Annotated in this window: 8 protein-coding genes, 1 tRNA gene and 3 rRNA genes; 8 read left to right on the top strand and 4 right to left on the bottom strand. The window is 61.8% G+C overall.

Annotated features, from left to right (window positions below; genetic code table 11):
* The first annotated feature begins 62 nt into the window (after positions 1–62).
* Complete coding sequence (locus tag VJ109_RS06650; protein WP_324759983.1) at positions 63–1,742, top strand: tryptophan--tRNA ligase; 1,680 nt, start codon at positions 63–65, stop codon at positions 1,740–1,742.
* A gap of 2 nt (positions 1,743–1,744) precedes the next feature.
* Here the strand turns inward: VJ109_RS06650 and VJ109_RS06645 are convergent, their stop codons facing one another.
* Positions 1,745–1,996: a hypothetical protein gene (locus tag VJ109_RS06645; RefSeq protein ID WP_324759982.1), complete on the bottom strand. Its 252-nt coding sequence runs from the start codon at positions 1,994–1,996 to the stop codon at positions 1,745–1,747.
* A gap of 313 nt (positions 1,997–2,309) precedes the next feature.
* Here VJ109_RS06645 and pheS point away from each other — a divergent pair, with 313 nt between their 5' ends.
* Positions 2,310–3,821 (top strand): phenylalanine--tRNA ligase subunit alpha, encoded by a 1,512-nt coding sequence (pheS, locus tag VJ109_RS06640; protein WP_324759981.1) that lies wholly within the window; start codon positions 2,310–2,312, stop codon positions 3,819–3,821.
* Complete coding sequence (pheT, locus tag VJ109_RS06635; protein WP_324759979.1) at positions 3,821–5,596, top strand: phenylalanine--tRNA ligase subunit beta; 1,776 nt, start codon at positions 3,821–3,823, stop codon at positions 5,594–5,596. Before pheS ends, pheT begins: the two co-directional genes overlap by 1 nt.
* Before the next feature lie 177 nt (positions 5,597–5,773).
* On the opposite strand, the gene VJ109_RS06630 is transcribed toward pheT, so the two are convergent.
* The 3 genes from VJ109_RS06630 to VJ109_RS06620 are packed head-to-tail and all read right to left on the bottom strand — an operon-like array spanning position 5,774 to position 7,582.
* Complete coding sequence (locus tag VJ109_RS06630; protein WP_324759978.1) at positions 5,774–6,244, bottom strand: RDD family protein; 471 nt, start codon at positions 6,242–6,244, stop codon at positions 5,774–5,776.
* A 39-nt stretch (positions 6,245–6,283) separates the two neighbouring features.
* Entirely contained in the window at positions 6,284–7,336 is a 1,053-nt protein-coding gene (locus tag VJ109_RS06625; protein ID WP_324759977.1) for a quinone-dependent dihydroorotate dehydrogenase, read from the bottom strand.
* Between the two features lie 48 nt (positions 7,337–7,384).
* Positions 7,385–7,582, bottom strand: coding sequence for a hypothetical protein (locus VJ109_RS06620; protein ID WP_276179174.1), 198 nt, complete (start codon positions 7,580–7,582; stop codon positions 7,385–7,387).
* A 213-nt stretch (positions 7,583–7,795) separates the two neighbouring features.
* On the opposite strand from VJ109_RS06620, the gene VJ109_RS06615 reads away from it, so the two are divergent.
* The 5 genes from VJ109_RS06615 to rrf all read left to right on the top strand — a co-directional run bounded on the left by VJ109_RS06615 (position 7,796) and on the right by rrf (position 13,679).
* Entirely contained in the window at positions 7,796–8,104 is a 309-nt protein-coding gene (locus VJ109_RS06615; RefSeq protein ID WP_324759975.1) for a non-histone chromosomal MC1 family protein, read from the top strand.
* A 536-nt stretch (positions 8,105–8,640) separates the two neighbouring features.
* Positions 8,641–10,114, top strand: a 16S ribosomal RNA gene (locus VJ109_RS06610).
* Positions 10,115–10,221: 107 nt separating this feature from the next.
* Positions 10,222–10,293 (top strand) — tRNA-Ala (locus tag VJ109_RS06605).
* A gap of 207 nt (positions 10,294–10,500) precedes the next feature.
* Positions 10,501–13,421, top strand: a 23S ribosomal RNA gene (locus VJ109_RS06600).
* 135 nt (positions 13,422–13,556) lie between these two features.
* Positions 13,557–13,679, top strand: a 5S ribosomal RNA gene (rrf, locus tag VJ109_RS06595).
* The 16S, 23S and 5S rRNA genes sit together here with 1 tRNA gene alongside, the layout of an rRNA operon.

The raw sequence follows: 13,679 nt of genomic DNA, 5'->3' as shown, positions 1-13,679 counted from the left end.
CCGACGATGCTCCCTCCACTTTTCGCCTGGCTTCGAGCGCACACCGACACGACATACGACACATGACGCGAGATTCACACACCGACGACGGATCGACGGACGACCAGCCCCGGCCGGACGACACGGCCAACGACGCGAACCGATCCCCGTCGCCGCTTCGCTCCGACGGCGGGACGGATGCCGCAGGCGCGGACAACGTGGCACTCGACCCGTGGGGCTCCTCGACCATCGCCGACTACCGCAAACTGTTCGAGCAGTTCGGCATCGAGGAGTTCGACGAGGTGTTGCCGGCGGTCCCGAACCCGCATTACCTGATGCGCCGGGGCGTCATCTTCGGCCACCGCGACTACCGCCCGGTCGCCGATGCCATGCGCGAGGACGAGCCGTTTGCGGCCCTCTCGGGGTTCATGCCGACCGGCGACCCCCACATCGGCCACAAGATGGTCTTCGACGAGATCATCTGGCACCAACAGCAGGGCGGGGACGCCTACGGCCTCATCGCGGACCTGGAGGCCCACGCTGCCCGCGGACTGACCTGGGAGGAGATCGACGAACACGCCCGCAGCTACGTCCTCTCCTTGCTCGCGCTCGGGTTCGACCCCGAGGAGGGCGAACTGTACCGCCAGTCCGAGAACCGTCCGTTGCAGGACCTCGCCTTCGAACTCGGCGCGAAGACGAACTTCTCGGAACTGCAGGCCATCTACGACTTCGACGGCGAGACCGACGTCTCGCACATGCAGTCGGTCGTCACCCAGATGGCCGACATTCTCTATCCGCAACTCGACGAGCCCAAGCCGACGGTCATCCCCGTCGGCCCCGACCAGGACCCCCACATGCGTCTGGCCCGGGACCTGGCCGCGCGGATGCGCTATTTCGGCGTCACCGAGGCCTTCGCGAGTTTCGAGCTTGAGCCTGAGGAACGGCCGATCGTGGCTGAGGCGTACCAAACTCTACAAGAAATTATTGGCGATGAGCATGATATCAGGTGTATAGATGCCGCGGTGTTCCTTGATGAGGGAAAGGAAGCAGTAGACCCGTCGAACAGGGATAATTACCCAAAGAGAAAACTACTCGGAACCGAGTCAGACCCCGAACGCTCGGTCAAAAACAAATTATACAACGCCGGCAAGGAACCGCTCCGTCCGCGAACACGAATCTACGACCGCAACGCCACCGACGCGGCCTTCGAGGGCCTGATCGAGGCCGTCGACGGCGAGAAACGCGTCTACGACGAACACGTCGACGCATTCGACCTGGACGCCGCCGAGGCGGACCGACTGGCCCGCGAGGTCGAACTCGACAACGGCGGCTACGGCTTCGTCCCGCCGTCGTCGATCTATCACCGGTTCATGACCGGGCTCACCGGCGGGAAGATGTCCTCCTCCATTCCGGCCTCACACATCTCCCTGCTCGACGACCCGGAGGACGGCTACGACAAGGTCAAGTCGGCGACGACCGGCGGCCGCTCGACCGCGGAGGAGCAACGCGAGAAAGGCGGGAAAGCCGACGAGTGTCCGGTGTATGAACTGTACGCCTATCTGCTGGCCGGCGAGGACGACGCGTTCGCCGAGGAGGTCTACGAGGAGTGTGTCGGGGGCGAACGGCTCTGTGGCGGCTGTAAGGAGCAGGCCGCCGAACTAATGGAGTCGTTCCTCGAAGAGCATCAGGAGAAACGCGCCGAGTGGGAAGCGAAACTCGACGACCTCGACATCGAGTTCGATTCGGACCGCAAGCGAGCCTGAGGTTACACCCCGTCCAGCGCGGCGACGACGACCTTTGCGGTCACTTCCGCCGCGGCTTCGCCCCCGTCGACCGCGACTTCGACGACCGCTCCGCCGGTGTCGACCAGTACCGTCGCGGCCTCGCCACTGCCCTCGACGGCGACTTCGGCCGCTTGTTCGCCGGTCTCGACGACGGTATCGACCTGATCGGCGGCCAGGTCCGCTCCCTCCCGGACCGTCGCATCCGGGTTCAGATCGCCGGTATCGGGGACCATATTTTCACCTCCGATCGGGTGTAGTATATATTTTCTCCCGGTGTGACGGCTCGTCGGGCGACACAACCCTTTTGCCCAGCCGTCACAATCGATCGCACATGGCACCCGAATCCCACCGTGCCGGCGCCGTTCGCCAGCCACCTCGCCGTCCGGGGTTCGGCTTCTTCTTCGCCGCCTGACGGGTGGCGGACTCCGGGCGCGCCAAGCGGCGTTCCCGGACGAAACCGCTCGCCGAGCGAGGACCACCCTCGCGTGAAGTGAGAACCGTTAACTGAGCGACCCGCGGTTATCCCTACAAGACCGAGACACCCGTATGAAACGACCACAGGCACAGGTGGCCGTCCTGCAGGCCGCCGACGCACAGGAGGACCGACGCATCGACGACGTGGCGAGCGAGGCCGACCTGCAACCGCAGGCGGCCACGCGCGCGGCGTTCGAACTGGAAGCCGACGGACTGGTCGCCGTCTCCGAGGAGACCGTCGCCAACTACGAACTCACCGAGGAGGGCGACCGCTACGTCCGCGAGAGCCTGCCCGAACAGGACCTCTATGCCGCTGCGATGGACGCCGGCGCTGCCGACGGCCCCGTCCAGATGGGCCAGGTCATCGGGGTTTCGGGCCTGGAGGGCGGCGCTGTCGATATCGCGCTGTCGAACTACGCCCGGAAGGGGTACGGCGAGATCGACAGCGGCGAGATCACCGCCGATCCCGGCGTCTCGCCCGGACAGGACCCGGAGATGCTCGCGCTGGAAGCCGTCGCCGACGACCGCGTCGACGATGCCGATAACGACGCGCTCGACCAACTGGAACGCCGCGGGCTCGTCGAGGTCCACGAGGAGACGATCCGATCGGTGGTGCTGACCGACGACGGTGTCACCGCACTGATGGAGGGCGTCGAGGTCGCCGAGACGGTCGACCAACTCACCCCCGAACTGCTCACCAGCGGCGAGTGGGACGAGGTGGAGTTCACCGAGTACAACGTCGAAGCCGACGCCGAGGACACTCCCCACGGCAAGGAACACATCCTCCGACAGACCGCCAACCGCGTCAAGGACACGCTGGTCGGGATGGGATTCCAGGAGATGGAAGGTCCCCACGTCGACGCTCAGTTCTGGATCAACGACTGCCTGTTCATGCCCCAGGACCACCCCGCTCGGACCCACTGGGACCAGTTCGCCCTGGAACAGCCCGACGAGATCGGCGATCTGCCCGAGGAGTTAGTCGATCGGGTCCGGTCGGCCCACAAGGAGGGCGTCGGTCCCGACGGGGAGGGGTACCACTCTCCCTGGGAGGAAGACGTCGCCCGCGGGCTGGACCTGCGCGGGCACACCACCTCCCTGTCGATGCGATACCTCTCGGGCCAGGAGGTCGGGGAACTGGAGCCGCCCGAGCGGTACTTCAGCGTCGAGAAGGTCTACCGCAACGACACGCTGGACCCGACCCACCTCCTGGAGTTCTTCCAGATCGAGGGGTGGGTCATGGCCGAGGACCTCTCGGTGCGTGACCTGATGGGGACGTTCACGGAGTTCTACGAGCAGTTCGGCATCACCGACCTGGAGTTCAAACCCCACTACAACCCCTACACCGAGCCCAGTTTCGAACTGTTCGGGACCCACCCAGAGACCGGCGACATCGTCGAGGTCGGCAACTCCGGTATCTTCCGGGACGAGGTCCTCGAACCCCTGGGCGTCGACTGTGACGTGATGGCCTGGGGCCTCTCATTAGAGCGCCTGCTGATGCTCATCTACGGCTTCGAGGACATCCGGGACGTCCACGGGACGCTGTGTGATCTCGAACTGCTGCGCGAGACGGAGGTGATGCACTGATGCCTGTCGTCGATGTCGACCCCGACGAACTGCGCCGGTTGACCGGCCACGACGAGAAGGACGACGAGGAACTCCGGTCGGACCTGTTCGATCTGGGCCTGGAGTTCGAAGGGCTGACCGAGGACGACGAGTTCCAGTTGGAGTTCGCGCCCGACCGTCTGGACCGCCTCTCGGTCGAGGGGGTTGCCCGCTCGCTGCGGTACCACTACGGTGACGACCGTGGGGTGTACGTCCCCTCGACCAACAGCGCCGAGTGGACTATCGAGGTCGAGGACCAGCCAGCGGAGCGACCCTACGTCACCGGCGCCGTCGTCCGCGGGCTGGACATGGGCGAGGACGCCCTGGAGTCGCTCATCCAAGTCCAAGAGAAACTCCACGCGACGATGGGCCGCAAACGTGCGAAGGGTGCGATCGGCGTCCACGACCTGACGATGCTCAAAGGCGCGCCCGCTACCGAGGGCACCGGCAAGTCGATCACCTACACGAGCGTCGATCCCGACGAAGATACGTTCGTCCCGCTCGATGCCGATCGAGAGATGACACCCAACGAGGTCGTCGCCGACCACGAGACCGGCCAGACGTACGGGGATCTCGTGGCCGACTTCGATCGCGTGCCCGCCATCTACGACTCGATCGGCCTGTTCTCGTTCCCGCCGGTGATCAACGGCCAGCGGACGGAGGTCAGCGAGAACTCCCGGGATCTCTTCATCGAGATGACCGGGACCGACCAGTGGACCATCGACCACATGCTGAACATCGTCTGCTACGCCCTGGAGGCCCGCGGCGGGACCGTCGAACGCGTCGCGGTCGAGTACGGCGAGGACGCTCCCGGCGAGTACGCCGGTCGTACGCTCGATCGACCGGACTTCTCAACGCGGACGAAGACGGTCTCCCACGAGCGCATCGAGAGCATCCTCGGGGTCTCCCTGGACGAGCGTGAGGTGATCGACTACGCCGAACGGGCCGGTTTAGACGCCGAAGAGACCCGCGGCGACGACCTGGCATACGACGTCGAGATCCCTCCCTACCGGGTCGACGTACTCCACCCGCTGGATGTCATCGACGACATCGGCCGGGCGCTGGGATTCAACAGCCTCGAACCGACCTATCCCGATGTCTCGACGGTCGGCGGCCGCCACGACCGCTCCCGACTGGAGGACGCCGCCCGGGACGCGCTGGTGGGACTTGGCTTCGAGGACCTGCTGAACTTCCATATGACCAACGAGGCCGAGAACTTCGAGCGGATGGGGCTGTCGGTCCCACGGACCGACGAACGAGCGAGCGGTGACAACCGCGAGCAGCCCGACGACGACTGCCTCGGTGCCGCCGATCCGGTCACGATCCAGGAGCCCTACAGTGAGGATTACACTATCCTCCGAACCTGGGCGCTCCCCTCGCTGCTGATGGTATTAGAGAACAATACCCACCGGCGATATCCCCAGGACCTCGCGGAGATCGGTCTGGCGGCCCACGTCGACGACGACGTGAACACCGGTGCTGCCGAACGCCGGACGGTTGCCGGCGTCCTCGCGCGCACGGACGCCTCGTACGAGGATGCGAAGGCCCGCCTGCAGACACTCGCGGAGTCGTTCGACGCCGAGCTGGAGACGCCCCCGACCAGCCACCCGTCGTTCATCTCCGGTCGAGCCGCCGAAGTCGTCCTCGACGGTGGGTCGGTCGGTGTCCTCGGCGAGATCCACCCGAAGGTGCTCGTCGAACACGATCTGGAACTGCCGGTTGCGGCCTTCGAGTTCCGGCTGGACGGGCTGGAGTAAGCCCGCGAACGACCGAAGAGAGCGAGTGATTTTTCGCCCACGTTTTTCGAGGACCGGTTCGCGAACGGAGTGAGCGAACCCGACGACGAAAAAGGTGGTAGCAACACGATCTGGAACTGCCGGTTGCGGCCTTCGAGTTCCGGCTAGACGGGTGAAGTAAGCCCGCGAGCGACGAACTTACTCGTCGCCCGGGTAGACGTACTCGACGTCTTCCGGCGGGTTCGTCCCGTCCTGCTCGATGACGATTGTCGAGGAGAGTCTGTTGAACAGTCGCAGTCCCTCCTTGTCGTAGGCAAGCCAGCCGATGAGGCAGTCGAGCGGGAGTATGAACGCCTTCCCGAAGCTTTCGATGGCTGCAGCGCTGTAGTCGATCGACTCGCCCCGCTCGTCGGTGACGGCGATGCTCATTACCATCTTCCCGGCCGACTGGCCGCGCGATCCCTCCAGTGCCGTCCAGTAGAGGAACAGGGCGACGCCGTTCAGGCCGGCGAGTGGCGACGCGGCGAGATTTCCAGTCAGCACCGAGAACACGCTGGCGAGTTCTCCCAGGGACCCGAGAACGGCGCCGACGAGGATGACATCGACGAGCCATGCGAGGAACCGATCCGTCCAGGACGCGATGTGGAGGGTACGACTGTCAGCTTCCATGTGACGGGCAACACCTGCCCGGTATTTTAGCGTTCGCCGCTACAGGTCGGCCCCGACCGCGTCGTCGACGCTGTCGAACCCGTCCTCCTCAAGCAGTTCGAGTAGCCCTTCGTTGATCTCGCGGGCGATCGACGGTCCGCGGTAGACGAGACCGGTGTACAACTGTACGAGCGAGGCGCCGGCACGGATCTTCCGGTAGGCGCCTTCGGCCGTCGAGACGCCGCCGACGCCGACTACCGGCACGTCGACGCGTTCGGCGACGAACTGGACCATTCGGGTCGATTCCCCCTCGATGGGCTTGCCAGAGAGTCCGCCCCCTTCGGCAGCGTTCGCCGAGCGGAGGCTGGCCGGCCGTTCGGTCGTGGTGTTGGTCGCGACGACGCCGTCCAGCCCGAGTTCGGTGACCAGATCCAGCGCGTCTTCGACGGCCGGGTTCGGGAGGTCCGGCGAGAGCTTCACGAGCAACGGGCCGGCGCCGGCGTCCTGGAGTTCGCCGAGGATGGCCTCCATCGCGTCGCGGTTCTGGAGTTCCTCGAACCCCTCGGAGTTGGGACAGGAGACGTTGACGACGAAGAAGTCGCCGCCCTCGGCGACCCGTTCGTAGGTGTAGCGGTAGTCGGCGGGCGCCTCGTCCGTCCCGACGTGTTCGGTTTTGGCGATGTTGACACCGACGGGGAACGGTGCGTCGGTTCGGGCCAGTCGCTCGCCGATGACGTCCGCGCCGTCGTTGTTTAGCCCCATCCTGTTTATGATCCCCTCGTCTTCCCGGAGACGGAACATCCTGGGGCGGGCGTTCCCGGTCTGTGGGTCGGCGGTGACGCCGCCGACCTCGGCGAACCCAAAGCCCAGGGCGGCCAGGACCGCCGGGACTGTGGCGTTCTTGTCGAACCCCGCGGCGACGCCGACTGGGTTGTCGAATGTCTCGCCGAAGGCGTCGACCTGGAGTCGACTGTCGGTTACGGTGTAGTGCCGAGCGAGTGCGTTCGCTAGTGGTGTCCCGTCGACGGCTTCGAGCAGCCGGTGGACGCCCGTGTTGGCCGTCTCGGCGGGCAGCGAGAACAGTAGCGGTTTCGCGATATCGTAGAGTCTCATTGGTGGCGTATCGACACCGTCTCGGAACGGACTGTCCGCGACAGTGCGTCAGAAATCGTGTTCAACGTCCTCGGGATCAGCCTTCTGGATAATTATCTTGTTGTCGCGCACGCGGACGAACACTTCGTCGCCGATTTCCATTCCAGCGACTGCGAGTTCGTCTTCATGGATGTTGATGTGGACGTTGTGGTATTCGCCGTCTTCGTCTTTGGCACCACTCGGACTGAGCTTCTTCTTTCGCACCATCGCGGTATCCTACTCCGTGCATCACCGCAGGATGCACTTAAGTCTACCGTGCGGTCGATGTCGGGTAGCAATTCGCTCCGTCTGACAGATACTCCCGTCCTGTTCGACGCCCCGGAATCGAGCTTGTATATAAACGCACCCCCGGACGGAGGCCGAATACGGGGGTATATTTATGTTGTGCCATGTGCTGAGTTGACATGGAGTGGCGAAACCATGGCACGTGACAGTGACAAGCGCAACTTCGCGCTGCGTGAGGACGGTGACGAATCGAGCGTCTTCTCGGGCGGAACACCCCGGCAGGCTGCACTGAAGGCAGCTCGCCGGCTCGAACCGGCCGATAGTGAAGACGATGCTGACCGCAAAGAGATCAAACTCCGGGAAAAAGGGACTCACAAGGTCCACATCTACGAGGCCTGGGCTTGGGAAGAAGAGGCACCGGACGACAAGCCCGACTGGATGCCCGGTGACATCACGAAGGGTAACGTCTCGAAACAGGGCGTCGATCACCTCGACGACATCTGACGCCACGACGACCGGCTTTTTCCGGCCTGTCCCTTCGTTCACCGTCCTCGTAGGTCTCCCTTTGACGCCCCCGATCTCGGTTCACGTGTATCGATAGGGCGGCCCATGGAATCGCATGACGTAGCGGGTATAGTTCGACGGGGTTAAGTGTAACACCGTCCTCGGAAGAAATACGACGGTGGCGCGGGGCACTGCCCCGACGCCTCCAGCATCCATCCGACGCCCTTAAGTGTAACAGGGTGCTCGGAATGGATGCACACGAGGTCCGGTCGGACGCGACAGGTTCCGACCGGCCCGGACCGAGGCGAGCGAATCGCCGACGGAACTCGAAGCCTTTATGGAGGCTTCGAGCAAACACACAGGTCCGGAGTAAATGAGGATTCCACCCCTGCGGTCCGCCGTCAAGATGGGATCTGATGTTAGCCCTGATAGTTCGGTGACACTCGGTCGTCGAGTGTCCTCGAACACCCTTCGATAGCGACCACACCCTTTGTGGGTGTGATCCCGCCTAACCCCCCGGCCTCGTGCCGGGATACATTCCGGTTGATCCTGCCGGAGGCCATTGCTATCGGAGTCCGACTTAGCCATGCTAGTTGCGCGGGTTTAGCCCCGCAGCATATAGCTCAGTAACACGTGGCCAAACTACCCTATGGACAGGAATAACCTCGGGAAACTGAGGCTAATACCTGATACAGCTCTCATGTTGGAGTTACAGAGAGCTGGAAACGTTCCGGCGCCATAGGATGTGGCTGCGGCCGATTAGGTAGATGGTGGGGTAACGGCCCACCATGCCCATAATCGGTACGGGTCATGAGAGTGAGAGCCCGGAGACGGTATCTGAGACAAGATACCGGGCCCTACGGGGCGCAGCAGGCGCGAAACCTTTACACTGCACGACAGTGCGATAAGGGGACTCCGAGTGCGAGGGCATATAGCCCTCGCTTTTCTGAACCCTAGGGTGGTTCAGGAACAAGGACTGGGCAAGACCGGTGCCAGCCGCCGCGGTAATACCGGCAGTCCGAGTGATGGCCGATATTATTGGGCCTAAAGCGTCCGTAGCCGGCCGGACAAGTCCGTTGGGAAATCGACGCGCTCAACGCGTCGGCGTCCAGCGGAAACTGTCCGGCTTGGGGCCAGAAGATCTGAGGGGTACGTCCGGGGTAGGAGTGAAATCCCGTAATCCTGGACGGACCACCGGTGGCGAAAGCGCCTCAGAAAGATGGACCCGACGGTGAGGGACGAAAGCTAGGGTCTCGAACCGGATTAGATACCCGGGTAGTCCTAGCCGTAAACAATGCTCACTAGGTGTGACGCAGGCTACGAGCCTGCGTTGTGCCCTAGGGAAGCCGAGAAGTGAGCCGCCTGGGAAGTACGTCCGCAAGGATGAAACTTAAAGGAATTGGCGGGGGAGCACTACAACCGGAGGAGCCTGCGGTTTAATTGGACTCAACGCCGGAAATCTCACCGGCCCCGACAGTAGTAATGACGGTCAGGTTGACGACTTTACCCGATGCTACTGAGAGGAGGTGCATGGCCGCCGTCAGCTCGTACCGTGAGGCGTCCTGTTAAGTCAGGCAACGAGCGAGACCCGCACTTCTAGTTGCCAGCAACACCCTTGTGGTGGTTGGGTACACTAGGAGGACTGCCGCTGCTAAAGCGGAGGAAGGAACGGGCAACGGTAGGTCAGTATGCCCCGAATGGGCCGGGCAACACGCGGGCTACAATGGCCGGGACAATGTGATGCCACGCCGAGAGGCGGAGCTAATCACCTAAACCCGGTCGTAGTTCGGATTGCGGGCTGAAACTCGCCCGCATGAAGCTGGATTCGGTAGTAATCGCGTGTCATAAGCGCGCGGTGAATACGTCCCTGCTCCTTGCACACACCGCCCGTCAAAGCACCCGAGTGAGGTCCGGATGAGGCCACCATGCGGTGGTCGAATCTGGGCTTCGCAAGGGGGCTTAAGTCGTAACAAGGTAGCCGTAGGGGAATCTGCGGCTGGATCACCTCCTACTGATCGGGACTGGGGCGCTGCCCCAGCCCACCTAACGGGTTGTTCGAGGTCGTCGTCGACCGAGCACCTAAGAACTATCAGGGCTAACGATTGGCAGTACCTGTCGGGCCCATAGCTCAGCGGCAGAGCGCCGCCTTTGCAAGGCGGAGGCCCTGGGTTCAAATCCCAGTGGGTCCATACGACGTGCCGGGTTCGAACCGTGCCCCTTAAGTGGGACACAGTGTTCGAACGTGGTACGACGACTGATGCACCAGCCCGGGTGAAACCGCGGCTGGGAAGGGTCGATTCGCCTACCATCTCCACCTTGGGGGCGAGTATGAAACCGTGTGTACGTGCGATCCAGGCGTCCACTGGACTCGTTCAGTTCTAACTAACGAGTCACAACGACGTTGGCTACTATGCCAGCTGATGGATAGCTCGGCTTGAGAGCTGAAGAAGGACGTGCCAAGCTGCGATAAGCCTGAGGGAGCCGCACGGAGGCGAAGAACTCAGGATCTCCGAATGAGAATCTCTTCAACAATTGCTTCGCGCAATGAGGAACCCCGAGAACTGAAACATCTCAGTATCGGGAGGAACAGAAAACGCAACGTGATGTCGTCAGTAACCGCGAGTGAACGCGATACAGCCCAAACCGAAGCCCTCACGGGCAATGTGGTGTGTGGGCCGACACGCAGCATCCGACCATCTCACAGAAGTCCCTTGGAACAGGGCGTGACACAGGGTGACAACCCCGTACGTGAGATCACTACGATGTGCGTCGGTTCCAGAGTAGCGGGGGTTGGAAATCCCTCGCGAATCTCGCAGGCATCGACTGCGAAGGCTAAACACTCCTCAAGACCGATAGCGGACAAGTAGTGTGAACGAACGCTGCAAAGTATCCTCCGAAGGGAGGTGAAATAGAGCTTGAACCCAGTTGGCGATCGAGCGATAGGGCATACAAGGTCCGATGACGAATGACCGAGACGCGAGTCTCCAGTAAGACTCACCGGAAGCCGATGTTCTATCGTACGTTTTGAAAAACGAGCCAGGGAGTGTGTCTGTATGGCGAGTCTAACCGGAGCATCCGGGGAGGCACAGGGAAACCGACATGGCCGCAGCTTACGCGAGGGCCGCCGTCTTCAAGGGCGGGGAGCCACACGGACACGACCCGAATCCGGACGATCTACGCATGGACAAGGTGAAGCGTGCCGAAAGGCACGTGGAAGCCTGTTAGAGTTGGTGTCCTACAATACCCTCTCGTGATCTATGTGTAGGGGTGAAAGGCCCATCGAGTCCGGCAACAGCTGGTTCCAATCGAAACATGTCGAAGCATGACCTTCACCGAGGTAGTCGGTGGGGTAGAGCGACCGATTGGCGTGCTCCACTCCGAGAGGAGTGGACGCGCCTGTCAAACTCCAAACCCACTGACGCTGTTGACGTGAGGATTCCGGTGCGCGGGGTAAGCCTGTGTACCAGGAGGGGAACAACCCAGAGATAGGTTAAGGTCCCCAAGTGTGGATTAAGTGTAATCCTCTGAAGGTGGTCTCGAGCCCTAGACAGCCGGGAGGTGAGCTTAGAAGCAGCTACCCTCTAAGAAAAGCGTAACAGCTTACCGGCCGAGGTTTGAGGCGCCCAAAATGATCGGGACTCAAATCCACCACCGAGACCTGTCCGTGCCTTTCACAAGGCAATCGAGTAGATTGGCGCTCTCATTGGATGGAAGCGGGGGTGAGAACTCCTGTGGACCGATGAGTGACGAAAATCCTGGCCATAGTAGCAGCGATAGTCGGGTGTGAACCCCGACGGCCTAATGGATAAGGGTTCCTCAGCACTGCTGATCAGCTGAGGGTTAGCCGGTCCTAAGTCATCCCGTAATTCGACGATGACAACATGGGAAACGGGTTAATATTCCCGTGCCACCACACAGTGAAACCGACGCCCTGGGGTCGACCACGCTGGGCTTTCGCCCAGTCGAACCGTCAAACTCCGTGGAAGCCGTAATGGCAAGAAGCGGACGAACGGCGGGATAGAGAAATGTGGTTCAACCTGGGGCCCGTGAAAAGGGAGTGTGGTGTCCGTACCGAGAACCGACACAGGTGTCCATGGCGGCGAAAGCCAAGGCCTGTCGGGATCAACCGACGTTAGGGAATTCGGCAAGTTAGTCCCGTAAGTTCGCGATAAGGGATACCTGCTCGGGAAACGAGCAGGTCGCAGTGACTCGGAAGCTCGGACTGTCTAGTAACAACACAGGTGACTGCAAATCCGCAAGGACTCGTACAGTCACTGAATCCTGCCCAGTGCGGGTATCTGAACACCTCGTACAAGAGGACGAAGGACCCGTCAACGGCGGGGGTAACTATGACCCTCTTAAGGTAGCGTAGTACCTTGCCGCATCAGTAGCGGCTTGCATGAATGGATTAACCAGAGCTTCACTGTCCCAACGTTGGGCCCGGTGAACTGTACATTCCAGTGCGGAGTCTGGAGACACCCAGGGGGAAGCGAAGACCCTATGGAGCTTTACTGCAGGCTGTCGCTGGGACGTGGTCGCCGATGTGCAGCATAGGTAGGAGACACTACACAGGTACTTGCGCTAGCAAGCCACCGAGTCAACAGTGAAATACTACCCGTCGGTGACTGCGACCCTCACTCCGGGAGGAGGACACCGGTAGCCGGGCAGTTTGACTGGGGCGGTACGCGCTCGAAAAGATATCGAGCGCGCCCTAAGATCATCTCAGCCGGGACAGAGACCCGGCGAAGAGTGCAAGAGCAAAAGATGATTTGACAGTGTTCTTCCTAACGAGGAACGCTGACGCGAAAGCGTGGTCTAGCGAACCAATTAGCCTGCTTGATGCGGGCAATTGATGACAGAAAAGCTACCCTAGGGATAACAGAGTCGTCACTCGCAAGAGCACATATCGACCGAGTGGCTTGCTACCTCGATGTCGGTTCCCTCCATCCTGCCCGTGCAGAAGCGGGCAAGGGTGAGGTTGTTCGCCTATTAAAGGAGGTCGTGAGCTGGGTTTAGACCGTCGTGAGACAGGTCGGCTGCTATCTACTGGGTGTGTTATGGTGTCTGACAGGAACGATCGTATAGTACGAGAGGAACTACGATTGGTGGCCACTGGTGTACCGGTTGTTCGAGAGAGCACCGCCGGGCAGCCACGCCACACGGGGTAAGAGCTGAACGCATCTAAGCTCGAAACCCACCTGGAAAAGAGACACCGCAGAGAGTCCCCGTAGAAGACGGGGTAGATAGACTCGGGGTGTACGCGTCGAGGTAACGAGACGTTGAGCCCGCGAGCACTAATCACTCGAAGCCATAATCATACGCACTGTGACTCGAAAGTCACCAATCGTTGGTAGACTGAACGAGTCCAGGCGCAATCTGGATCGCACGGACACACAAGATCGACCCCAACCGACAGTGGTATTCCATCGTGGTTCGACTCCACGAGTCGGCGTTAGGCGGCCATAGCGGTGAGGTTGCCTCCCGTACCCATCCCGAACACGGAAGATAAGCTCACCAGCGTTCCGGGGAGTACTGGAGTGCGCGAGCCTCTGGGAAACGCGGTTCGCCGCCACCA

This window comes from Haloarcula montana (genome assembly GCF_035666295.1).
Taxonomy (GTDB): domain Archaea; phylum Halobacteriota; class Halobacteria; order Halobacteriales; family Haloarculaceae; genus Haloarcula; species Haloarcula montana.
Note: the sequence above shows the minus strand (reverse complement) of the source record. Positions and strands in the feature narration are given on the sequence as shown.

Bases quoted from the DNA above. Each gene is read 5' to 3' on its own strand.
- VJ109_RS06650 (WP_324759983.1), top strand. From the start codon at position 63: ATGACGCGAGATTCACACACCGACGACGGATCGACGGACGACCAGCCC.
- VJ109_RS06620 (WP_276179174.1), bottom strand. From the start codon at position 7,582: ATGGTGCGAAAGAAGAAGCTCAGTCCGAGTGGTGCCAAAGACGAAGAC.
- VJ109_RS06630 (WP_324759978.1), bottom strand. From the start codon at position 6,244: ATGGAAGCTGACAGTCGTACCCTCCACATCGCGTCCTGGACGGATCGG.
- VJ109_RS06615 (WP_324759975.1), top strand. From the start codon at position 7,796: ATGGCACGTGACAGTGACAAGCGCAACTTCGCGCTGCGTGAGGACGGT.
- pheT (WP_324759979.1), top strand. From the start codon at position 3,821: ATGCCTGTCGTCGATGTCGACCCCGACGAACTGCGCCGGTTGACCGGC.
- pheS (WP_324759981.1), top strand. From the start codon at position 2,310: ATGAAACGACCACAGGCACAGGTGGCCGTCCTGCAGGCCGCCGACGCA.
- VJ109_RS06645 (WP_324759982.1), bottom strand. From the start codon at position 1,996: ATGGTCCCCGATACCGGCGATCTGAACCCGGATGCGACGGTCCGGGAG.
- VJ109_RS06625 (WP_324759977.1), bottom strand. From the start codon at position 7,336: ATGAGACTCTACGATATCGCGAAACCGCTACTGTTCTCGCTGCCCGCC.